This is a genomic window from Alterluteimonas muca, from assembly GCF_021191595.1.
GTDB classification, from domain to species: Bacteria; Pseudomonadota; Gammaproteobacteria; order Xanthomonadales; family Xanthomonadaceae; genus Luteimonas; species Luteimonas muca.
On sequence record NZ_JAIWPS010000001.1, the window covers coordinates 610,005 to 632,347 of the forward strand.

The 22,343-nt window shown below is 70.3% G+C and carries 22 protein-coding genes; 11 read left to right on the forward strand and 11 right to left on the reverse strand.

What is annotated here, in order from left to right:
• Positions 1-8: 8 nt before the first annotated feature.
• The 4 genes from der (at position 9) to LDO11_RS02730 (ending at position 4,992) form a co-directional block, all read left to right on the forward strand.
• Complete coding sequence (gene der / locus LDO11_RS02715) at positions 9-1,406, forward strand: ribosome biogenesis GTPase Der (protein WP_232140231.1); 1,398 nt, start codon at positions 9-11, stop codon at positions 1,404-1,406.
• 13 nt (positions 1,407-1,419) lie between these two features.
• Positions 1,420-2,652: a molybdopterin molybdotransferase MoeA gene (locus LDO11_RS02720; protein ID WP_232140232.1), complete on the forward strand. Its 1,233-nt coding sequence runs from the start codon at positions 1,420-1,422 to the stop codon at positions 2,650-2,652.
• A 73-nt stretch (positions 2,653-2,725) separates the two neighbouring features.
• A complete protein-coding gene (gene moeB / locus LDO11_RS02725) occupies positions 2,726-3,862 on the forward strand; it encodes a molybdopterin-synthase adenylyltransferase MoeB (protein WP_232140233.1) in 1,137 nt (378 codons plus the stop codon).
• Between the two features lie 77 nt (positions 3,863-3,939).
• Positions 3,940-4,992, forward strand: a complete 1,053-nt coding sequence (locus tag LDO11_RS02730) for a DUF2272 domain-containing protein (protein WP_232140234.1) — start codon at positions 3,940-3,942, stop codon at positions 4,990-4,992.
• Here the strand turns inward: LDO11_RS02730 and LDO11_RS02735 are convergent.
• Both LDO11_RS02735 and LDO11_RS02740 read right to left on the reverse strand, forming a co-directional pair.
• Complete coding sequence (locus LDO11_RS02735; RefSeq protein WP_232140235.1) at positions 4,926-5,792, reverse strand: alpha/beta hydrolase; 867 nt, start codon at positions 5,790-5,792, stop codon at positions 4,926-4,928. The genes LDO11_RS02730 and LDO11_RS02735 overlap by 67 nt on opposite strands.
• Before the next feature lie 7 nt (positions 5,793-5,799).
• Positions 5,800-6,099: a DUF1244 domain-containing protein gene (locus tag LDO11_RS02740; protein WP_232140236.1), complete on the reverse strand. Its 300-nt coding sequence runs from the start codon at positions 6,097-6,099 to the stop codon at positions 5,800-5,802.
• 106 nt (positions 6,100-6,205) lie between these two features.
• Here LDO11_RS02740 and folD point away from each other — a divergent pair, with 106 nt between their 5' ends.
• The 6 genes from folD to tadA all read left to right on the forward strand — a co-directional run bounded on the left by folD (position 6,206) and on the right by tadA (position 12,312).
• Positions 6,206-7,084, forward strand: a complete 879-nt coding sequence (gene folD / locus LDO11_RS02745; protein WP_232140237.1) for a bifunctional methylenetetrahydrofolate dehydrogenase/methenyltetrahydrofolate cyclohydrolase FolD — start codon at positions 6,206-6,208, stop codon at positions 7,082-7,084.
• Between the two features lie 214 nt (positions 7,085-7,298).
• Entirely contained in the window at positions 7,299-8,756 is a 1,458-nt protein-coding gene (gene guaB / locus LDO11_RS02750) for an IMP dehydrogenase (RefSeq protein ID WP_232140238.1), read from the forward strand.
• A 1-nt stretch (position 8,757) separates the two neighbouring features.
• On the forward strand, positions 8,758-9,027 hold the full coding sequence (locus tag LDO11_RS02755; RefSeq protein ID WP_232140239.1) for a hypothetical protein: 270 nt from the start codon (positions 8,758-8,760) through the stop codon (positions 9,025-9,027).
• Positions 9,024-10,592: a glutamine-hydrolyzing GMP synthase gene (guaA, locus tag LDO11_RS02760; protein ID WP_232140240.1), complete on the forward strand. Its 1,569-nt coding sequence runs from the start codon at positions 9,024-9,026 to the stop codon at positions 10,590-10,592. The genes LDO11_RS02755 and guaA overlap by 4 nt, the downstream gene beginning before the upstream one ends.
• An 88-nt stretch (positions 10,593-10,680) precedes the next feature.
• The gene (locus tag LDO11_RS02765; RefSeq protein ID WP_232140241.1) at positions 10,681-11,211 is read left to right on the forward strand and encodes a cupin domain-containing protein; all 531 of its coding nucleotides are present in this window, start codon (positions 10,681-10,683) and stop codon (positions 11,209-11,211) included.
• 606 nt (positions 11,212-11,817) lie between these two features.
• Entirely contained in the window at positions 11,818-12,312 is a 495-nt protein-coding gene (tadA, locus tag LDO11_RS02770; protein WP_343226092.1) for a tRNA adenosine(34) deaminase TadA, read from the forward strand.
• Positions 12,313-12,330: 18 nt separating this feature from the next.
• Here tadA and LDO11_RS02775 read toward each other — a convergent pair whose 3' ends face one another.
• Positions 12,331-12,822, reverse strand: coding sequence for a DUF2721 domain-containing protein (locus tag LDO11_RS02775; protein ID WP_232140242.1), 492 nt, complete (start codon positions 12,820-12,822; stop codon positions 12,331-12,333).
• A gap of 56 nt (positions 12,823-12,878) precedes the next feature.
• On the opposite strand from LDO11_RS02775, the gene orn reads away from it, so the two are divergent.
• Complete coding sequence (orn, locus tag LDO11_RS02780) at positions 12,879-13,442, forward strand: oligoribonuclease (RefSeq protein ID WP_232140243.1); 564 nt, start codon at positions 12,879-12,881, stop codon at positions 13,440-13,442.
• A gap of 8 nt (positions 13,443-13,450) precedes the next feature.
• Here orn and LDO11_RS02785 read toward each other — a convergent pair whose 3' ends face one another.
• The 8 genes from LDO11_RS02785 to LDO11_RS02825 form a co-directional block, all read right to left on the reverse strand.
• Complete coding sequence (locus tag LDO11_RS02785; protein WP_232140244.1) at positions 13,451-14,515, reverse strand: protein-glutamate methylesterase/protein-glutamine glutaminase; 1,065 nt, start codon at positions 14,513-14,515, stop codon at positions 13,451-13,453.
• A complete protein-coding gene (gene cheD, locus LDO11_RS02790) occupies positions 14,512-15,102 on the reverse strand; it encodes a chemoreceptor glutamine deamidase CheD (protein WP_232140245.1) in 591 nt (196 codons plus the stop codon). The genes LDO11_RS02785 and cheD overlap by 4 nt, the downstream gene beginning before the upstream one ends.
• Entirely contained in the window at positions 15,099-15,968 is an 870-nt protein-coding gene (locus LDO11_RS02795; RefSeq protein WP_232140246.1) for a CheR family methyltransferase, read from the reverse strand. Before LDO11_RS02795 ends, cheD begins: the two co-directional genes overlap by 4 nt.
• 118 nt (positions 15,969-16,086) lie before the next feature.
• Positions 16,087-18,456, reverse strand: a complete 2,370-nt coding sequence (locus LDO11_RS15785; protein WP_435574589.1) for a methyl-accepting chemotaxis protein — start codon at positions 18,454-18,456, stop codon at positions 16,087-16,089.
• Between the two features lie 79 nt (positions 18,457-18,535).
• The gene (locus tag LDO11_RS02810) at positions 18,536-18,919 is read right to left on the reverse strand and encodes a hypothetical protein (protein ID WP_232140247.1); all 384 of its coding nucleotides are present in this window, start codon (positions 18,917-18,919) and stop codon (positions 18,536-18,538) included.
• A 97-nt stretch (positions 18,920-19,016) separates the two neighbouring features.
• Positions 19,017-19,496, reverse strand: a complete 480-nt coding sequence (locus LDO11_RS02815; RefSeq protein WP_232140248.1) for a chemotaxis protein CheW — start codon at positions 19,494-19,496, stop codon at positions 19,017-19,019.
• Positions 19,497-19,613: 117 nt separating this feature from the next.
• Complete coding sequence (locus LDO11_RS02820; RefSeq protein ID WP_232140249.1) at positions 19,614-20,381, reverse strand: flagellar brake protein; 768 nt, start codon at positions 20,379-20,381, stop codon at positions 19,614-19,616.
• Between the two features lie 19 nt (positions 20,382-20,400).
• Positions 20,401-22,338 carry a chemotaxis protein CheA gene (locus tag LDO11_RS02825; protein WP_232140250.1) on the reverse strand — a complete coding sequence of 646 codons (1,938 nt, stop codon included), beginning with the start codon at positions 22,336-22,338 and terminating at the stop codon, positions 20,401-20,403.
• Between the last annotated feature and the right edge of the window lie 5 nt (positions 22,339-22,343).

Below are 22,343 nucleotides of genomic sequence, written 5' to 3' on the forward strand. Positions count from 1 at the left end.
TTGCCCACATGCTGCCTCTCGTCGCCCTGGTCGGGCGCCCCAACGTCGGCAAATCGACGCTGTTCAACGCGCTCACGCGGACCCGCGATGCGCTCGTGCACGACGAGCCGGGGGTCACCCGCGACCGCAACTACGGCATCTGCCGGCTGATGCCGGAGCGTCCGTTCGTGCTGGTCGACACCGGCGGCATCGGTGGCGAGGAGGAAGGCCTTGCCGGCGCCACCGCGCGGCAGTCACGTGCCGCGGCCGAGGAAGCCGACCTGGTGCTGTTCGTGGTCGATGGCCGCGAAGGCCCGTCGTCGCTCGACGACGAACTGATGCAGTGGCTGCGCCGGCATTCGCGGCCGACCCTGCTGGTGGTCAACAAGACCGACGGCATCGATGCGCGCCAGGCGATCGCCGAGTTCTCGCGCTACGGCTTCGAAGACGCCACCGCGGTGTCGTCGGCGCACCGCCTCGGCCTGGATGACCTGCTTGACGACGTGCTCGAGCGCTTGCCGGAGGAGGGTAGCGGCGAGGTCCTGGACCAGGATCCGGAGCGCGTCCGCATCGCCTTCATCGGCCGCCCGAACGTCGGCAAGTCGACCCTGGTCAACCGCCTGCTGGGCGAGGAGCGGATGATCGCCTCCGACGTACCCGGTACCACGCGCGACTCGATCGCCGTGGACATGGAACGCGACGGCCGCCTGTACCGGCTGATCGATACCGCCGGCATCCGCCGCAGGGGCCGGGTCGAGGAGGCGGTCGAGAAGTTCTCGGTGATCAAGACCCTGCAGGCGATCGAGGAATGCCAGGTGGCGGTGGTGATGCTCGACGCCAACGAAGGTGTTACCGACCAGGACGCGACCGTGCTGGGTGCGGTGCTCGATGCCGGCCGTGCACTGGTGGTCGCCGTCAACAAATGGGATGGCCTGACCACCTACCAGCGCGAGCAGGTGGAAGCGCTGTTGTCGCGCAAGCTGACCTTCGTACCGTGGGCCGAGCACGTGCGCATCAGCGCCGTGCACGGCTCCGGCCTGCGTGAACTGTTCAAGGCGATCCACCGCGCCCACCTGTCGGCCACGCGCGAACTCGGCACCTCCGAGGTCACCAAGGCGCTGGAGGCGGCGTATACCGCGAACCCGCCCCCCACCGTGCGTGGCCACGTGCCGAAGCTGCGCTTCGCGCACCCCGGCGGCACCAATCCGCCGACCGTGGTGATCCACGGCAGCCGCCTGAAGACGCTGCCGCAGAGCTACCACCGCTACCTGGAAAACTTCTTCCGCAAGCGCTTCAAGCTGGTGGGTACGCCAGTGCGGTTCGTGTTCAAGGAAGGCGACAACCCCTACAAGGACCGCAAGAACGAACTGAGCGATCGCCAGGTCGCCCAGCGCCGGCGCCTGATGCGCCACGTCAAGCGGAAGTGACCACGGCACGATGATGCCCGCGCGCGACGACTTTCCCACCCGCGTGGCATATGCCGAAGCCTGCCGGCTGATCGACGCGGTCGCGGCGACGTATCGCCTGCCCGTCGGGCGCCTGCCGCTTGCGCGCGCACATGGCCACGTGCTCGGCGCAGACCTGCACGCCGTGCTGCCGCAGCCTCCGTTCGACAATGCCGCGATGGATGGCTTCGCCTACCGGCATGCGGACATCGCTCTCGCGGCCGATACGGGCCTGCTGCTGGTCGGCGACCGGTTCGCCGGGCCGGTGTCGCAGCTGGCGGTGGCGCCGGGCGAGTGCGTGCGCATCACCACCGGCGCACCGCTGCCGCCTGGCGCCGACAGCGTGGTGATGAAGGAGGACGTGTCGCTGGTGGACGGCCACGTGCGGATTCCACGCGGCGAAACCGCGGGTCGCTACGTCCGCCGCGCCGGGGAGGACTGCAGCGTCGGTGACCTGCTGGTGGCCCAGGGTGACGTGCTGACCGCCACGCGCCTGGCACTGTGCGCTGCCCAGGGCATGACCGACGTCGCGGTGCGCCGGCGCCCGACGGTGGCGGTGTTCACCACCGGCGACGAACTCACCGAGCCCGGCATGCCGCTCGAGCCGGGGATGATCTACAACGCCAACCGCGTGCAGCTGATGGCGCTGCTGCGCGAAGCCGGCCTCGAACCGACCGCATGGCCCACGCTGCCCGACGACCCCGCGCAGACCTACTCGGCACTGCTGCATGCCGGCCACGCCTTCGACCTGGTGCTGACCTGTGGTGGCGTGTCCGCCGGCGAGAAGGACCACCTGCCGCAGCTGCTGCGCGAGCGCGCACGCATCGTGTTCTGGAAGGCGCGCCTGAAACCCGGGATGCCGGTGCTGTTCGCCGAGGGCGGCACGCTCGGCAATGCGCTGTTCCTGTGCCTGCCGGGAAATCCGGTATCGGTGCTGGCCACGTGGCTCACCCTGGGGCGCCGGCTCACCGACGGCCTGCAGGGCAGGGCGCCACGCCCGCTGCGAAGCGCACGGTTGTCGCGCGACTGGGACAAGCAACACGAGCGTCTGGAATTCCTGCGCGGCCGCCTGCGCGACAACGGCGACGGCATGCTCCATGTCGAGCCGAACCCGGCCGATGCTTCGCACCGGATGCGCGCGGCGGCCGATTCCGACGCGCTGATCGTGCTCGACGAAGGTGCGCGGCATTATCCGGCGGGCACGGTCGTGGACGTCATCGCGTACTGAGTCGCCGCGCGCCTCCGCCGCGCGGCGCTGGCCGCTAACCGCCGGTTGCGGCGCTGCGGGCGATAATCGCACCATGAGCATCGAGGAAATCACCCCGCGCGAAGCGCTGCGACGCCAGCGCGCCGGCGCGCGGCTTGTCGACGTGCGCGAACAGCACGAGCGCGAGCTGGGAATGGCGGATGGCGCCACCGGCATCGCCCTGGGCGAGCTGGATGCGCGCATCGCCGGGGCGGCGCCGGAGGCCGGTGACGAACTGCTGCTGATCTGCCAGTCCGGTGCGCGTTCGCTGCAGGGCGCGCAGCGGCTGCAGGCGCTCGGCTACCACCGGCTCGCGTCGGTGGTCGGAGGCACCAGCCGCTGGCAGGCCGAAGGGCTGCCGATGGCAGCGCCGGCCGCGCATGTCGACCTCGATTTCCACGAGCGCTATGCGCGCCACCTGCGCCTGCCCGAGGTGGGCGTGGAAGGCCAGCGACGGCTCGAACGCGCCCACGTGATGATGGTCGGCGCCGGCGGCCTGGGCTCGCCGGCCGCGTACTACCTGATCGCCGCCGGTGTGGGCCGGCTGCGTATCGTCGACGACGACGTGGTGGACCGCAGCAACCTGCAGCGGCAGATCCTGCATACCGACGCACGCATCGGCCATGCCAAGGTCGCATCGGCCGCGGCCGCGCTGTCGGCGCTCAACCCGCGCGCACGCATCGAACCGGTGGCCGAGCGCGTCACCAGCGCCAATGTCGAAGCGCTTCTCGAAGGTGTCGACGTGGTGATCGACGGCGCCGACAACTTCCCGGTGCGCTATCTGGTCAACGATGCCTGTGTGAAACTCGGCAAGCCGCTGGTCTACGGCGCGGTGCACCGCTTCGAAGGCCAGACCAGCGTGTTCGACACCGGCGGCCGCCGCGGCGAGGCGCCGTGCTACCGCTGCCTGTTCCCGGAGCCGCCGCCGCCCGAGGCCGCGCCCAACTGTTCCGAGGCCGGCGTGCTGGGGGTGCTGCCCGGCGTGATCGGCCTGCTGCAGGCAACCGAGACGCTGAAGCTGCTGCTGGGCATCGGTGAGCCGTTGCGCGGGCGATTGCTGCACTTCGATGCGCTGGCGATGCGTTTCCGCGAAACGCGGCTTGCCGCCGACCCCGACTGCCCGCTGTGCGCGCCGGGACGTGCATTCCCGGGCTATATCGATTACGCGGCGTTCTGCGCCGGCGGGAGCTGAGCGCCAGCGCCTGTCGGCGTTCTTCACGACGGCATCGGCAGGATCGGGTTCCGCTCCGATCCATCGAGGTGTTCCGCATGTCGTCGCGCTGGTGGTTGTTGTTGCTGCTGCAGGCCTGCCTGCTGGTGCCGGGCACTGCCAGTGCCGCGGATCCCTGTCCGCTGTTGCGTGCGCAGACCGGGGCTGTCGATTTCGCCACGCGGGTCGCGGCGATCGCCTGCGACGAACACCAGCTCTGGTACCGGCCGTTCATCGATGCCGATGGCCGCGTGGGCGGTTCCAGCGTGCGCGAAGCCGAGGTCAGCCAGCTGGCCAATGGCGAGCAGGCCTGGCGCCGCGTGGCCGGCTACTGGCGTGGCAGCGGCCTGCTTGCTGCCGTGGCGCATCGATCCGGTGCTGCGGAGTGCGAATACGCAGGCATGGGTGATGCAGCACTGCCGGCGTGCCGGACCTTCCTCATCGACACGCCGTGGTCGGCGGCGTTCGTGTCCTGGGTGGTGCGCCAGGCCGGGCTGCCGGGATTCAATGTCTCCGCCAGCCACGTGTCCTACGTGCGCGATGCCTATCGCCAGCCGGAGGCCAACGCATATCGCGTGGTCGCGCCCGAGGCGGCGCGCCCCGCGCGTGGTGACCTGCTGTGCTATGCGCGCTCCGCCGATCGGACCTTCGGCTTCGCCGGCCTTGCGCAATTGCTGGCCGCGAGCGACGAAGGGCTGGGGATGCACTGCGACATCGTGGTCGATGCACAGCCGCACCGTGGGCTGGCGTGGCTGGTGGGTGGCAACGTGTTCGACGGCGTCACCATGCGCATGCTGCCCTTGACCCCGGGCGGCCAATTCCGCGACCTCCCGGTGCGCCAGCCTGCCGACCTGCCGTGCAGCCCGGACCACCCCGCGCACTGCAACGCCAACCGGCAGGACTGGACCGTGCTGCTGCAACTCAGGCCCGGGGAGGCGCTGGCAGCGCTGGTGCCGCCGCCCCCGCCGCCGCCGGCCGCGCCCGCCCGGGCCCTGCCGGCCGGATTCCCGGTGCAGCCGGCGGGGACGCCTGCCGGGTGCTGCGTCTACTGCGTCGCCGGCGATACCCGGGTTCCGCGCTGCCCGCGTGCGGCAGCGGGCGGCGCGGACTGATCCATCCCGGCCGGGTCCGCTGCGGCTCCCGGATGTCGCAGAAAACGCGAGATCGCGTCGCCGTAGCCCGGATCGAGGTGGATGTCGTTGTGGCCCGCCTGCGGGAAGTCGAGCACCTGCGTGTGCTGCGGGCGCGACGCCACCAGGCGGTCCGCGTGCACCGCCGGCACCACGGTGTCGGCCCCCGCGCGCAGGACCAGCGCCGGGCCCGCATAGCCTGGCAGGGCGGAGGCGGACTCGTAGCGGTCGCGCATCAACAGGCGCACCGGCAACCACGGATAGTGGGTCGCGGCGACCGCGGCGAGGCTGTCGAACGGCGTCACCAGCACCAGCCGGTCGACCTCACGCTGCGCCGCCAGCTGCACGGCGACGCCACCGCCCAGGCTGCGCCCGATCACCGCGATCCGCCCTTGCGGATGGCGGCGGCGAACCTCGTCGAACAGCGCGAGTGCATCGCCGACGAGGGCCGGCTCGTCCGGGCTGCCGTCGCTGGCGCCGTAGCCGCGGTACGCCAGCAGATACACGCTGTGCGCCGGCAGCCACGCGGCGAAGTCGCGGCGGTTGTGCTCGACGCGTTCGGCGTTGCCGCCGAAGTACAGCACCGCGTCCTCCCGCCCGGGATTGACGATCCAGCCGCGCAGGGTGGCATCGCCGCGATCGAGGGCGAAATCCGTTGTGGCAGCGCTGGAGCGCGTGGCCTGCGGGAAGTAGATGAAGCTGCGCTGCTGCGCGTACATCAACAGGCACACGCCGATGTAGAGCAGCGCGAGCAATGCGGCCAGGGAGAGGGCGGTACGCATGTGTGGATCAAGGATGCGCCTGCCGGGCCGCCTCGAACGCGGCCAGCTGCTCCGGCGTCGCTTCGCGCTGGTGGCGCGCCTTCCATTCGGCGAACGGCATGCCGTAGACGCGTTCGCGGGCGGCCTCCCTGTCGAGCGCGATGCCGCGCGCGTCCGCCGCCTCGCGGTACCAGTCGGCCAGGCAGTTCCGGCAGAAGCCGGCGAGGATCATCAGGTCGATGTTCTGCACGTCCGGCCGGTCCTGGTTGAGGTGCTGCAGCAAGTGGCGGAACGCCGCGGCTTCGATTTCGGTGGTGGTATCGGTCATCGCGAGGGCGCTTCGGGGTGGAACGCCAGCATCGCGCGCGTACGCGGCGCCTGCAAACCGCGGCCACCATCGGCGACAATGCGCCACCGCGTATCCGACCTGCCCGATGACTCCAGCGCCCGACCAGACCGCCCGCATCCTCGATGGCCGCCGCATCGCCGACTCGCTGCTCGACGAGTTGCGGCTGCGGGTGGATGCCCGGGTCGCCGCGGGAAGGCCGCGGCCGACGCTTGCCGTGGTGCTGGTGGGGCAGGACCCGGCGTCGCAGTCGTACGTGCGCAACAAGCGCCGCGCCGCGGAGAAGGTCGGCATCCGCGCCATCGACATCGACCTGCCGGCGGGCACCAGCGAGGCCGAACTCGAGGCGCTGATCGACCGGCTCAACGCCGATACCGATGTCGACGGCATCCTCGTGCAACTGCCGTTGCCGGGCATTGCCGATGCCAGCCGCCTGATCCAGCGCATCGACCCGCTGAAGGACGTCGACGGCTTCCACCCGGAGAACGTCGGCCGGCTGGCGCTGCGCCAGTTCGGCCTGCGCCCATGCACGCCGCGCGGCATCACCACGCTGCTGGCCTATACCGACCGCGCGGTGCGTGGGCAAAGCGCGACGATCGTCGGCGTGTCCAACCATGTCGGCCGGCCGATGGCGCTGGAACTGCTGATCGCAGGCTGCACGGTGACCAGCTGCCACAAGTTCACCCCGGCCGGGGTGCTCGAGCGCCACGTGGGCGAAGCCGACATCCTGGTGGTCGCGGTGGGGCGGCCCGGCATCGTGCCCGGGGAATGGGTGAAGCCGGGTGCCGTGGTGATCGATGTCGGCATCAACCGTCTCGACGACGGCCGCCTGGTCGGCGACGTCGGCTTCGCTGCCGCTGCCCGCCGCGCCAGCTGGATCACCCCGGTGCCCGGCGGCGTGGGGCCGATGACGGTGGCCACGCTGATGCAGAACACGCTCGAGGCCGCGGAGGCGTCGGACGCCTGAGCGTCCCGCCGCGGATCGACGCGGATGAAGGCGGATCGGGCGGGAGTTTCGGTGCGGGATCCGGGCGGTTCGGCTTCGTTCCGGCACAGGCCCGCACGGCCGACCGCTTCATTCGTGTATGTCCGTGTAATCCGTGGCCGCAGCACCTTCCGGCGTCCTGCGTAGCCGCCGCCGAGGCGGTACAATGGCGCGCTTCCTCTCCTGCGGAACGCCCATGCTGCGCATCCAGGCCGAAGCACTGACCTACGACGACGTCTCGCTGGTCCCGGCGCATTCCACCGTCCTGCCCAAGGACGTCTCGCTCGCCACCCGTCTCACCCGCGACCTGCGCCTGAACATGCCGATCGTGTCCGCCGCCATGGATACGGTCACCGAGGCGCGCCTGGCGATCGCCATGGCGCAGCTCGGTGGCATCGGCATCGTCCACAAGAACATGTCTCCCGAGCGCCAGGCGGCGCAGGTGCTGCAGGTCAAGAACTTCGAGGCCGGCGTCATCCGCGAACCGTTCACCGTCGGCCCGCAGACCTCGATCGGCGAAGTGCTCAAGCTCACCCGCGCGCGCAACATCTCCGGCGTGCCGGTGGTCGACGGCGACCAACTGGTGGGCATCGTCACCGGCCGCGACATGCGCTTCGAGAAGAAGCTCGACGACCCGGTGCGCAACATCATGACCCGCAAGGAGAAGCTGGTCACGGTGAAGGAAGGCGCCAGCGATGACGAGGTCATCGAGCTGCTGCACCGCCACCGCATCGAGAAGGTGCTGGTGGTCAACGACGACTTCCAGCTGCGCGGGCTGATCACCGTCAAGGACATCCAGAAGGCGCAGGACAACCCGAACGCCGCCAAGGACCTCTCGGAAAGCCTGCTGGTCGGCGCCGCGGTCGGCGTGGGTGGTGATACCGAGGAGCGCATCGAGCGGCTGGCCGCCGCGGGCGTCGACGTCATCATCGTCGATACCGCGCATGGCCATTCGCAGGGCGTGCTCGATCGCGTGGCCTGGGTGAAGAAGCGCTACCCGCAGCTGCAGGTGATCGGCGGCAACATCGTCACCGGCGATGCCGCGCTGGCGCTGATGGACGCCGGTGCCGACGCGGTCAAGGTCGGCGTGGGCCCGGGTTCGATCTGCACCACGCGCATCGTCGCCGGCGTGGGCGTGCCGCAGATCACCGCGATCGACATGGTCGCCTCGGCGCTGCAGGACCGCATCCCGCTGATCGCCGATGGCGGCATCCGCTATTCGGGCGACATTGGCAAGGCACTCGCCGCCGGTGCGTCGACGGTGATGATCGGCGGCCTGTTCGCCGGCACCGAGGAAACCCCGGGGGAGACCGAGCTCTACCAGGGCCGCAGCTACAAGAGCTACCGCGGCATGGGCAGCCTGGGCGCGATGGAGAAGGGTTCGAGCGACCGTTATTTCCAGGACACGTCGTCCGCCGAGAAGCTGGTGCCGGAAGGCATCGAAGGCCGCGTGCCGTACCGCGGGCCGCTGTCGGGCGTGATCCACCAGCTGATCGGTGGGCTGCGCGCGACCATGGGCTACGTCGGCTGCGCAAGCATCGACGAGATGCGCACGAAGCCGCAGTTCGTGCATATCACCGGCGCCGGCCAGCGCGAGAGCCACGTCCACGACGTGCAGATCACCAGGGAACCGCCGAACTACCGGATGGGCTGAGATGGCCCGTCCCGACCGCTCCTCCAGATCCGCTCCGCCCTCCACGCCGCGCCCGCCGCGCAAACGCCGGCTCGGCACCGGCATGGCCGTGCTGGCGCTGGTCGCCCTCGTGCTGGTCGCGTTCCAGTGGTATCGCGGCCACGAGGTCGTGCGCTCGTGCACCGGCAATGGCGGCAGCTGGGACGCCGAGCGCCAGGCCTGCACCTTCGGCGGCTCCGGCCAGTCGCCATCCTCTTCCACGCCCGCACCTCCCGAGCCCGACCCGCAATGACCGATCTGCACTCAGACAGGATCCTCATCATCGATTTCGGCGCGCAGTACACGCAGCTGATCGCCCGCCGGATCCGCGAGATCGGCGTCTACTGCGAGGTCTGGGCCTGGGACCACGATCCATCCGAGATCGCGGGCTTCGGTGCGAAGGGCATCATCCTGTCGGGCGGGCCGGAATCGACCACGGTCGATGGCTGCCCCGCTGCACCGCAGGAGGTCTTCGACAGCGGCCTGCCGCTGCTGGGCATCTGCTACGGCATGCAGACGATGGCCAAGCAGCTCGGTGGCGCCACCGAGGCCGCCGATGCGCGCGAATACGGCCATGCCGAGGTCACGATCGTTGGCCAGGACCGCCTGTTCGAAGGCGTGTACGACCATCCGGGCACGCCGCGTCGGCTCGATGTGTGGATGAGCCATGGCGACCACGTTTCGCAGGCACCGCCCGGCTTCACCATCACAGCCACCACCGACCGCGTGCCTGTCGCCGCCTTCGCGCATGACGAAAAGCCCTGGTACGGCGTGCAGTTCCATCCGGAAGTCACGCATACCAGGCAGGGGCGGGCGCTGCTGGAGCGCTTCGTGGTCGACATCTGCGGCTGCCGCACGCTGTGGACCGCGGCCAACATCATCGACGACCAGATTGCGCGCGTGCGCGAGCAGGTCGGCAACGACGAGGTGATCCTCGGGCTGTCGGGTGGCGTGGACTCCTCGGTGGTCGCCGCGCTGCTGCACAAGGCGATCGGCGACCAGCTGACCTGCGTGTTCGTCGATACCGGCCTCCTGCGCTTCCAGGAAGGCGACCAGGTGATGGCCACCTTTGCCGAGCACCTGGGCGTACGCGTGGTGCGCGTCGATGCGCACGAGCGCTATTTCCAGGCGCTGGCCGGCGTCACCGACCCGGAGGCCAAGCGCAAGGTGATCGGCAACCTGTTCGTCGAGATCTTCGACGAGGAGGCCGGCAGGCTCGCCAACGCCAAGTGGCTGGCGCAGGGCACGATCTATCCGGATGTGATCGAGTCGGCCGGCAGCAAGACCGGCAAGTCGCACGTCATCAAGAGCCACCACAACGTCGGCGGCCTGCCCGAGCACATGAAGATGGGCCTGGTGGAACCGCTGCGCGAGCTGTTCAAGGACGAGGTGCGCCGGCTGGGCGTGGAACTCGGCCTGCCGCACAAGATGGTCTACCGGCATCCGTTCCCCGGTCCCGGTCTGGGCGTGCGCATCCTGGGCGAAGTGCGCCAGGAGTACGCCGAGCTGCTGGCACGTGCCGATGCGATCTTCATCGAGGAGCTGATGCGCTCGGGCCTGTACGACCAGGTCAGCCAGGCGTTCGCGGTGTTCCTGCCGGTGAAGTCGGTGGGCGTGGTCGGCGATGCGCGCGCCTACGAATGGGTGATCGCGCTGCGCGCGGTGGAAACCATCGACTTCATGACCGCGCACTGGGCGCACCTGCCGTACGACTTCCTCGGCCGGGTGTCGAACCGCATCATCAACGAGGTGCGTGGCGTGTCGCGCGTGGTCTACGACATCAGCGGCAAGCCGCCGGCGACGATCGAGTGGGAGTGACGGCCGGCGCAGGCGCGCGCGGCTGACGGGCGCGCGACGGTCCACATGCCGTCGACGCCGGGGTGGACCACCATCGCCGGCACCACCGATGAGCGACGCCCACATGCCTTCCGCACCCGACACCCTGCTGCTGGCCCCGACGGACCGGGTCCCGAACAATCCGCGGCTGCCGGTGCTGCTGTACCGCGCGGTGGCACGTGGTGCCGACGGGGAGGGGACGGCCTCGGCGTTCGAGCGGCTGTTCGCCGCCAACGGCTGGCCGGCACAGTGGCGCGCGGGCATCTTCGACTACCACCACTACCACTCCACCTCGCACGAGGTGCTGGGCGTGGCGCGTGGCAGCGCGACGGTGCTGCTGGGCAGTCCCGATGGCGAGCGGGTGGAGATCGGTGCCGGCGACGTGGTCGTGCTTCCGGCGGGCACCGGTCATTGCCGGGTGCGCTGCAGCCCCGACTTCCTGGTCGTCGGCGGCTATCCCGATGGGCAGCAGGATTACGACCTGCGGACCGCACCGCCGACGGACGGAATCCGCGCACGCATCGCCGCGGTCCCGGTGCCGCCGCAGGATCCGGTGCAGGGACGGGACGGCGCGCTCGTGCGCCTGTGGGCTGCCGGCTGAGCCTCGACACGCGCCACCACATCCGTCGAGGCCGGGAAGAGCAACTGCGGCAGGTGAGGCAGACGTGAGCTCTGCCGTGCCCTATGCCGTCGTCGCGGCTGCGCACTCAGGCTGACATGCAGCTGGATGCATCTGGAGTCGCTCCGTTGTGATCCGCGCTGCCCGTCGCGCGCACCGGGGGTGTGCTTCCCCGGCCGGAGTTCGCGTCCAGCTACCACGGCCGGCCGCCGGCCATCCATGGCCGGCTGGGAGCATACCCCCCGGTGCACGCGACGGGCTCTTGCCTGCCCACGCTTCGGTACAAAGAGCAGGGCGGTCACCGCGGGACCGTCTGCGTGTGCAGCTCGGGTGCTCTTCGCTTTCGATCTTCTTCCCCATGCCACGACAGTTCGGAGCCCGCCGCGGACGCAGGGGGATGTCCAGAGCCGGCCATGGATGGCCGGCGGCCGGATGTGGGAGCAGGACGCGGAGTATCCGGCTGGGCATCCCCCTGTGGCCGCGGCGGGCCGCCAGGACTCTCAGCAAAGCGCGCCGGGATCCAGAGAAGAACCTAGAATTCCAGTCCCCTTCCGTCGCCCCGGCGCTGTCTTGAACGACGAACCCCGGATCACCGCAGCAGCCACCGCGCACACGGACGATGACGAGCGCTGGATGCGTCACGCGCTTGCACTGGCCGAGCGTGCGGAGCGTGAGCACGACGAGATCCCGGTGGGCGCGGTGCTGGTGTCGGTGAACGGCGAGGTGCTGGGCGAAGGCTGGAACCTCAACATCAGCCAGCGCGATCCCACCGCGCACGCCGAGATCGTGGCGCTGCGCGAAGCCGGCCGTCGGCTCGACAACCATCGGCTGCTCGGCACCACGCTGTACGTGACCCTGGAACCCTGCGCGATGTGTGCGATGGCGATGGTGCATGCGCGCGTGGCCCGCGTCGTGTACGCCGCCACCGATCCCAAGACCGGTGCCGCCGGCAGCGTGTTCGACCTGCTCGCCGATCCGCGCCACAACCACCGCATCGACGTCACCGGCGGCGTGCTGGCCGGGGAGGCGGGGATCCGGCTGACGAACTATTTCCGCCGCAAGCGCGGCAAGCCGCCGCTCTGAGGCGCTGCGGGGGCCGGGTCAGGGGGCCGGTGGTGGACGACGCAGGCGATTCGCGCGCGCGTGGGCATCGTCCATCTCGTGGTTCACCGCCGCCACCGCCAGCGAGGCCTCGCGGGCCAGCACCACGCTTGCGGTGAGCATGGCAAGCACCCCGAGCACTGCCAGCAGCGTGGGCAGCTGCGTGAGCCTGTGCCCGAGCAGTGCATCGCCGGCCACGCTCAGGCTGGTGCCGACGAAGCAGCTGATCGCGACGTAGAAGAGCTGGCTCGCGCGCAGCAGCATGCGGCTGCGGGTGCGCTGCAGGGTGATGCGTTCCTCGATCACCACCCGGTCGGCGGGGTCATCGTTGTCGGCGAGCTCGCGCATCAGCCCGCGCGCGCGGTCGATCACCCGCGCAAGGCGCGAGTTGGCGGTGGTCAGCAGCGCCGCGGTGGCGGTCAGGAACAGCGCCGGCGCCAGCATCGAGGTCAGGATGGCGTAGTGGCTGAGTGGCAGTGGTGGCATCGGCATGGGGAGCGGAAGCGGTGGGATATGATGCGCCGTCGTTCAATGACACGCGAAAAAGGATGGCGATGGACCAGGCGGGTGAGGGCAGGTTGATCTGGATCGACCTGGAAATGACCGGGCTCGATACCGACCGGGACGCGATCCTCGAGATCGCCACCATCGTCACCGATGCGCAGCTCAACGTGCTGGCCGAAGGCCCGGACTGCGCGATCGCACAGCCGCTGAAGGTGCTCGAGGGCATGGACGAGTGGAACCGCACGCAGCACGGGCGCTCCGGCCTGTGGCGCCGGGTGCTCGAGGAAGGCGTGCCGCTGCACGAGGCCGAAGCGCGCACGCTGGCATTCCTGCGCGAGTGGGTGCCCGAGCGCGCGTCGCCGATGTGCGGCAACTCGATCTGCCAGGACCGCCGTTTCCTGCACCGGTTGATGCCGTCGCTGGAACGCCACTTCCACTACCGCAACCTCGACGTCAGCACGGTCAAGGAGCTCGCCCGGCGCTGGGCGCCCTCGGTGCTGCACGGCGTGCGCAAGCAGGCCGCGCATACGGCGATGAGCGACGTCAGGGATTCGATCGCCGAGCTGCGTCACTACCGCGCGCACATGGGCATCTTCGCCGCCAGCTGAGGCCGTGATCAGGCCTGCGGCTGGCCCGCCAGGGCCAGCAGGCGTGCGGCGATCGCATCCAGCGGCACGGTCTCGCTGGCCGCGCCCAGCTTCATCGCCGCGCCCGGCATCCCCCAGACCACGCTGGTCGCCTCGTCCTGCACCAGGGTCGCGGCGCCGGCCTCGCGCATCTCCAGCAGGCCGCGCGCGCCGTCGTCGCCCATGCCGGTGAGCAGCGCGCCGATCGCATTCGCGCCCGCCGCACGTGCCACCGAGCGGAACAGCACGTCGACCGCCGGCTTGTGGCGATTGACCGGTTCGCCGTCATCGATGCGCAGGCGCCAGCCGGCACCATTGCGCAGCACGGCCAGATGCCGGCCCCCGGGCGGCAGGTAGGCGTGGCCGCGGAGCACCGGCTCGCCGTCGCGGGCTTCGCGCACGGTCATCGCGGAGTGCCGGTCGAGGCGTTCGGCGAACGCCGCGCTGAAACTGGCCGGCAGGTGCTGGGCCAGCACCACGGCCGGCGCGTCGGCGGGCAGCTGTTCGAGCACCACGCGCAGCGCCTCGGTGCCACCGGCGGAGGCGCCCAGCGCGATCAGGCGCTCGTTGCTGCGCACCGGCAGCGGCCGTACCGCCCGCGGCGCCGGAGTCGCCACCGTGGGCAACGGCCGCGCCGGTGGACGCACCCGTGCGCGCGCCGCCTGCCTGACCTTGTCGACGATCTCCTCGGCGTAGCGCTGCAGGCCCCGGGCCACATCGAGGCGCGGCTTGGACACCACGTCCACCGCACCCAGCGCCAGCGCCTGCAGGGTGGTCTGCGCACCACGCTCGGTGAGCGACGACACCATCACCACCGGCATCGGCCGCACGCGCATCAGCTGTTCGAGGAACTCGAGGCCGTTCATGCGCGGCATCTCGATGTCCAGCGTGATGACATCGGGCTGCAGGCGCTGGATCTTGTCGCGCGCGATCAGCGGATCGGCGGCGGTACCGACCACCTCGATGCCGGGGTCGCTGGCAAGGATCTCCGACAGCATCTGCCGTACCACCGCCGAATCGTCGACGACCAGCACCCGCACCGGCGCGGCATTCATTCGAACAGTTCCACGCCGCCACTGGCGGGCGTGCCGGACAGGCGCGCACGCACGGCGGTCTCGGTAGCCGCCACTTCGGCCTCGTGAGCGTGCGGCAGCCGCTGCACCATCACCCGGCCGCTGTCGGGGAAGAACCACACCTTGCGCGGATGGATGCCGCGCAGGTCGGAGGCGACCACCGGGATATGTTCCGCGGCCAGGTAGGTGCCGACGAAGTCCGCATTGCGGCTGCCCACCGGGTTGCTGGTGAAGCCGCGCAGCACGTTGGCACCGCCGAACACCTTGGCTTCCAGCCGGCGGCGGCTGGCGCCGCGCTTGAGCAGGTCGTTGATCAGCAGTTCCATCGCGTGGCTGCCGTAGCGCGCGGGCGCGCCATCGTCGGCGCTGCCGTCGGGCAGCATGAAGTGGTTCATGCCGCCGATGCCCAGCAGCGGATCGCGCAGGCACGCAGCCACGCACGAGCCCAGCACCGTGACCAGCGCGGTGCCGTCGTCCACCACCAGGTACTGGGTGGGCAGCAGCTTGGCCGCCTGCACCTGGAAGCGCGCATCGCGGTAGCGCAGCACGTCCTCGGCAGCCACGCTCATTGCGCAGGCTCCGCACGGCGGTACAGGGTGCGGCCGCAGGGGCGGATGAGGTCGGCGGCGTGCAGGTAGTTCTCGGAATGGCCGGTGTAGAGCATGCCGTCCTGCGCGAGGTGCGGCACCAGCCGCGACAGGATGGCGCGCTGGGTCGGCTTGTCGAAGTAGATCATCACGTTGCGGCAGAACAGCGCCACCACGTCGCCCTCGACCCCGTAGCGGGGTTGCAGCAGGTTGAGCGTTTCGAAACGGACGAGCGCCTGCAGTTCCGGACGGACCCGGCAGCGACCGGCCTGCGGACCCTTGCCGCGCAGGAAATAGCGGCGCAGCAACGCCGGTTCCAGGGAGGCCACGCGTTCGAGCGGATACACACCGCTGGCGGCCGTGGCCAGCACCTGGGTGTCGATGTCGGTGGCGAGGATGCGCACCGGCGGGCCGAGCGTGCCGAAGGCCTCGCACGCGGCGATCGCCATCGAGTACGGCTCCTCCCCGGTGGACGCCGCGCACGACCACAGCCGCAGCGGCCTGCGTATGGCGCGCGATGCGGCGTGCGCGACCAGCTCTTCCTTCAGCCGCTCGAAATGGTGCGGCTCACGGAAGAACGCGGTGAGGTTGGTGGTGAGCGCATTGATGAAACCCTGCAGTTCGCCGTCGTCGCCGGCTTCGATAAGGTCGAGGTACTCGCGGAAGCTGTCGATCCCGAGCGTGCGCAGGCGCCGCGACAGGCGGCCGTAGACCATGTCGCGCTTGGCCGGGCCGAGTGCGATCCCGGCATGGCGATGGATGAGTCCGCAGACGCGGCGGAAGTCGCAGTCATGGAACACGAACTCGCGCGCTTCGGGCGGAGCGGGGAGAAGGGAACTGGCCGACATGGATCCGTCTCGGAGGGCACCACGTTATCGGCCGGCGGCATGCGACCTGGAGCACGCCAGCCGCACGCACAACGCCGGCCCCGGGGCCGGCGTTGCGCGTGCGACATGTCGCGGTGGATCAGAACTCCTGCCAGTCCTCGCCGGCGGCGGCGAGTGCGGGCTCGACGCGCTTGCGCGGCGCGGCGGCACGGCCTTGGCCGCGCGCGGCCTGCGCGTTCGCGGCCGCCGGGCGGGTCGGGGCTGCGACCGGCTCGGCTGGCGCGTCCGACGCATGCATCTGGAACACCGAGACCACGTCCGCCAGCTGGCCGGCCTGTTCTTCCATGCTGCGTGCGGCGGCCGAGGCTTCTTCCACCAGCGCGGCGTTCTGCTGGGTGGTCTCGTCCATCTGGGTGATGGTCTGGTTGACCTGCTCGATGCCCGAGGCCTGCTCCTGAGAGGCCGCGGAGATCTCCGCCATGATGTCGGTCACGCGCTGCACCGAGGCGACCATCTCGACCATTGTCCTGCCGGCTTCGGAGGCCAGCGCGGAACCGTTACCGACCCTGGTCACCGAATCCTCGATCAGGCCCTTGATCTCCTTGGCTGCGGTGGCCGAACGCTGTGCCAGCGAGCGCACCTCGGCGGCGACCACTGCGAAGCCGCGGCCCTGTTCGCCGGCGCGTGCCGCTTCGACCGCGGCATTGAGCGCCAGAATATTCGTCTGGAAGGCGATGCCGTCGATGACCGAGATGATCTCGGCGATGCGGCGTGAGGCCTGCTCGATCTCGCGCATGGTGCCCACCACCTGGCCGACCACGTCGCCGCCGCGGGTGGCGACACCGGCCGCGCCGATCGCCAGCTGGTTGGCCTGGTGGGCGTGCTCGGCGTTCTGCTTGACGGTGGAGGTCAGCTCCTCCATCGAGGCCGCGGTCTCCTCGAGGTTGGCGGCCTGCTGCTCGGTACGGCGCGAGAGGTCGTTGTTGCCCGACACGATCTCGCTGGATGCGGTGTTGATGGCACGCGATGCGCGCTGGATGCTGCCGACCAGGCTGGTCAGCTGGGTCACGGTGCGATTGGCGTCGTCGCGCATCTGCGCGAACACACCCTGGTAGTTGCCGTCCATGCGCGCGGTGAGGTCGCCCTCGGCCAGTGCCTGCAGCACGCTGGAAACCCCTTCCAGACTCTTGCCGTTGGCATCGAGCAGGCGGTTGAGCTGGCCGGCCAGCTGCAGGTAGAAGCCCTGCTTGCCTGCCAGTTCGATGCGGTGCGAGAGGTCGCCGGCAGCGGCGGCGCTGAGGACGCTGGCGAGTTCAGCTTCCACGCGCACCTGCGGGGTGCGGTCGCGCCATTCAACCACGTAGCCGAGCAGGGCGCCATCGGCATCGTCCACGCGGGCCACGGTCTGCACGAAGTGCGCGTCGCCCATCGAGATCTCGCCCTGGTGGGTGCCCTGCAGGCGCTCCAGCATGCCGGCGATGCTGCCCGGATCGCGGTGGAAGCCGTCGATGCTGGTGCCGACGAGGTTGTTGAAGTCGAAGTGCGGCAGGTCCTTGTGGATCTCCGCCTCGTACTGGCCGAGCAGGGTGGTGACGGCCTGGTTGGCGTAGATGATGCGGCGCTCGGGGTCGGCGATCATCACGCTGGTGCCGGAGCTGTCGAGCGCGGTGCGGATGCGCAGGTTCTCACCGGCAACCAGCTGGTCGCGTTCGATGCGGGCACGCAGGTCGCCCTGCATCTGCTGCATGGCCTTGAGCAGGTCGCCGATCTCGTCGCCGCGGTCGGCGTCGATCTCGTTGTCGAGCTGGCCCGCGGCGATTGCGTTGGACACGTCGACCGCACGGCGCAGGTTGCGGGTCAGTGCGGCGGCCACGAACCAGGCGATGGCCAGGCCACCGGCCACGCCGGCCAGCAGCATGATCACGGTCAGCGTGATGGCGGTGGCGTGGGTGGCCTCGGCTTCGGCCTGGGCCTGTTCGGCCAGCGTGTTCTCGTGCGTGATCAGCGCATCGACCGCGGCGACGGACGCGTTGTGCAGACGATGGGTGTCGCCCAGAAAGGTGTCGAGGGCGTCCTCGGGCAGGTCGAGGTCGATCATCTCGTTGACGTCGGCGTACGACTGCCGCGCCTGCGCCCAGCTCGCCGTGGCGGCCTCGTGCAGGCTGCGCTGCTGCGATTCGCCCTCGGGCAGTGCGGCGGCGTAGCGCTCGAAGGTCGCGGCGATGCGCTCGTCGAACGCCTGGGTGCGTTCGCGCGCCTGCGTCTTGACCGCGTCGCTGGCGCGGATCAGGCCGCGGTAGGCATTGTTGCGGTATTCCGCCAGCAGCAGCTTGGCTTCGTTGGCGGTGGCCACCGAGGCCATCGTGCCGTTGACAAGCTGGTTGGCCTCTCGCGCCAGCGACGACATCCCGCCGTAGGCCACGATGCCCTGCACGACCATCAGCACCAGCACGATGCCAAAAGCGAGCATCAGCTTGTAGGAGAGCTTGAGGTTGTCGAGGCGCTGCATCATGGAGAAGATGTCCGTTGGAGCGGGTGACTGGCACGTGGCATGCGCGTGCATGCCACGCAGCCTGCTTGCGGGTGGATCAGCGGATGTCGGCGAGCTTGATGTTGGACGGCGAGCTCACCGCGATCTCGGCTCGGCTGGCATCGCGCTGGATGTTGCCGACCACGCAGATGTCCTTGCCCTGCAGCTCTTCCGGCGACGGGCGGAAGTTGCCGCGGATGCTGCCGGGGATGCGCGCGGAGAACGTGTGGCGCGGGAAGCTGCCGCCCATGTAGAGGAAGGTGGGCTCGCCTTCGGTGTTCTGCGCGTGGCGGGTGCGGTCGACGCGGCCGCAGACCATGCCGGACTTGCCCACGTGGCGCACGGCCTGCTCGGCGGGAATCATGTCCTGGGCGCTGGCCGGCAGGCTGGCGGCGGCGATGAGCGCGCCGAGGGCGGCGGCGATCAGGGAACGGGTGTTCATGAAACGGCTCCTGGGAGGTGGATCTGTTCGGGGGACAGGCGGCTTGGCACCGCCATTGCCCCGCTATCGGCCGCCGGCGCGGCGGCTTTAGCCGCGCTCACGCCACGGCGTCGAGTACTTCGGCACCGATGTCGGCCCAGTCGATGAGCGATTCGATGTCGAGCAGGATCACCATCTGCTCGTCGGTGGTGCCGATGGCGGAGATGAAACGGGTGTCGACCGCGGCACCGAGCTCGGGCGTGGCGCGGATCTGGTCGGCGCCCAGCTGCACCACGTCGGATACCGCGTCGACCACGATGCCGGCGGTGCGGCCTTCGAAATTCAGCACGATCATCACGGTGAAGGCGTCGTAGCGCGCCTCCTTCAGCCCGAGCTTCATGCGCAGGTCGAGCACCGGCACGATCGCGCCGCGCAGGTTGACCACGCCGCGGATGTAGTCGGGCGTGTCGGGCACGCGGGTGACCGCGTCATAGCCGCGGATCTCCTGCACCTTGAGGATGTCGAGCGCGTAGTGCTCGCCGCCCAGGGTGAAACCGAGATACTCGCCGGGCCCGGGTAGGGTGTCGGAAGTGCTCACATACCGCTCCTGCAGATGCCGTGGCCGCCGTTGCGCCGGCCTGTGCCTGCGTGATCGGCCGCGGCGCGCGGAACTTGAGCCCACCGTCGCGACCTTCTGCCGATGCGCGCCGCGGGCCTACACCGCGCGCCGTTCGCGGGCGCTGCGCTGGCGCTCGACGCGGAAGATGTAGTTCTGGATCGCGCGTTCGGCCGGCACCGGCAGGCGCTCGAAGCGGCAGCCGATGCGCAGGCGCTGGCCGGTGCGCACGTGCTCGAGATGGCTGTGCGCCACCGACAGCTGCACCGGGATCGGCGCGGTCTCGGGCAGCAGCAGCACGCAGGCGCCCAGGCGCTGGTTGGCCGGCAGCGGGAAGTGCGGGTCGGCGGCCAGCGCCAGCCCGCCGGCACTGAGGTCGAGCACGCGCAGCTCCGGTCCGTCGCCATCGGCCCCGGCGGGCAGGCGGCAGTGCACCGGCTGCATCGGCGGGATCTGCAGGCGGTAGGTATCGCGGCGCTGCAGCTCGATGATCGAGCCCGGCAGCGGCGCCAGGAAGGCGGTGTAGCCGTCGTTGTCGACGCGCTGCAGGCGCTGCACGCGGAAGCGGATCTGTACGCGGTCGAGCTGCGACGTGCACACCAGGTGGTGGGCCTGCAGCATGCGCTGGTTGAAGACCTCCTGCGGATGGCCGTCGAGCAGCAGGCCGTGCCCGTCGACGGACAGCACCGCCGTCGGGCAGCTGATGCCGCCCGGCACCAGCTGCGCGCTGACCAGCGCACGCGCCGCGACCAGCGCGCCCAGCAGGCGACGCACCTCGGCGGGGTCGTTCTTCTCGTAACGCAGCAGGTCGGCGTTGTCGATGCCGGGGCCGTCGGGTGGCGTCGCGATTTCGCCGGTGGTCACCATGGCCGTCGTCCTGCGCGGCTCAGGCTGCCTGCGGCAGCCGCCTGCTGCGGGCGAGGCCGGCGACGTCGACGATCAGCGCGACGCGGCCATCGCCGAGGATGGTGGCGCCGGAAATGCCGTCCACCTTGCGGTAGTTGCGTTCCAGGCTCTTGACCACGACCTGCTGCTGGCCGAGCAGGGCATCGACCTCCACCGCAAGCCGGTGGCCATCGCCCTCGACCACCACCGCCACCGGCGCCTCGTTGCCGGCGCGCCCGTAACCATAGGTATCGCCCAGCGACAGCAGCGGCAGGTATTCGTCGCGCACCTTCAGCATCCGGCCCTCGCCCTTGACCGTGCGCACGTCGCCGGCCGCGGGCTGCAGTGCCTCGCGCACATGGGTGAGCGGCAGCACCAGCGTCTCGTTGCCCACCGCCACGGTCATGCCGTCGAGGATGGCGAGCGTCAGCGGCAGGCGGATGGTCACCCGGGTGCCACGGCCGAGATGGCTTTCCAGCTGCACGCTGCCGCCCAGCTGGCGGATGTTGCTGCGCACGACATCCATGCCCACGCCACGGCCGGACAGGTCGGTGACGGCGTCGGCGGTGGAGAAGCCGGCCTGGAAGATCAGGTCCCACACCTGCGCATCGGTGGGCTGCTCGGGCACTGCGAGCCCGCGCTCGCGCGCTTTGGCAAGGATGCGGTTGCGGTCGAGGCCGCGGCCGTCGTCGCCGACCTCGATGACGATATGGCCATCCTGGTGCGAGGCGGCGAGGGTGATCGTGCCGGTGGGCTCCTTGCCCGCACCGCTGCGCGTGGCCGGGTCCTCGAGGCCGTGATCGATCGCGTTGCGCACCAGGTGCACCAGCGGATCGGCGATCTTCTCGATCAGGCCCTTGTCGAGTTCGGTGGCCTCGCCGCTGGTCTGCAGCCGCACCAGCTTGCCGAGGCGCCCGGACAGGTCGCGCACCAGGCGCGGGAAGCGGCGGAATACCGCATCCACCGGCAGCATGCGCACGCCGATGACCGCGTCCTGCAGGTCGCGGGTGTTGCGTTCCAGCTGCTCCAGCGCGGCCTGCAGGCGCTCGCCGAGCGCACCGTCCACTCCGGTGCCCAGCTGCTGCAGCATCGACTGGGTGATGACCAGTTCGCCGACGAGGTTGATCAGGCCGTCGATCTTGTCGACGCCGACGCGGATCGAACTTTCGGCTTCCGCGCCGGTTGTCTTGTTGGCCCCGGCGGCGGGGCCGGTATCGACCACCTGCTCCTGGATCGCCTCGATCTCCAGCCGGCATTCGTCGGCGACCCAGGCGAACACGTCGTCGATCGCGGCGCGCTTGACCGGCGCGCACAGTTCCAGCGTCCAGCCGATATGCGCCTGCAGCGGATCCAGCGCATCGAAGGTGGGCAGGGCGTCGAGCCTGGCCTCCACCTTCAGCGGGCCGAGTTCCTCGAGCTCGCGCAGGATCCGCAGCGGATCGTTGCCGCTCATGAACAGCGAGGGTTCGGGCTGGAAGCCGATCCGCCAGCCGATCAGCCGCCCGCCGGCGTCGGCGGCAACGGGTGCATCGGCGACCACGGGCACGGCCTCGCCTCCGAGCACCGCCGCAAGCCGCTGGTGCACCGCACGCACCTGCGCCGGGTCGGCCGGGCGCTGGTGCTCCGCCTCGTCGAGCAGTGCACGCAGCACGTCGACCGACCCCAGCATCGCGTCGAGCGCGGCGGCTTCCACCGCGCGCTCGCCGGCGCGGATCTGGTCGAGCAGCGTTTCCAGCACATGGGTCAGTTCGGCCGTCGCGGCGAAGCCGAAGGTGGCCGCGCCCCCCTTGATCGAGTGCGCCGCGCGGAACACCGAGTTGATGAGCTCGGCACCGCGTTCACCGGCGTCGAGCGCGAGCAGGCCGGCCTCCATCGCGTCGAGCCCTTCGCGGCTCTCCTCGAAGTAGGTGGCGTGGAACCGCTGCAGGTCGATGCTCAAGGTCG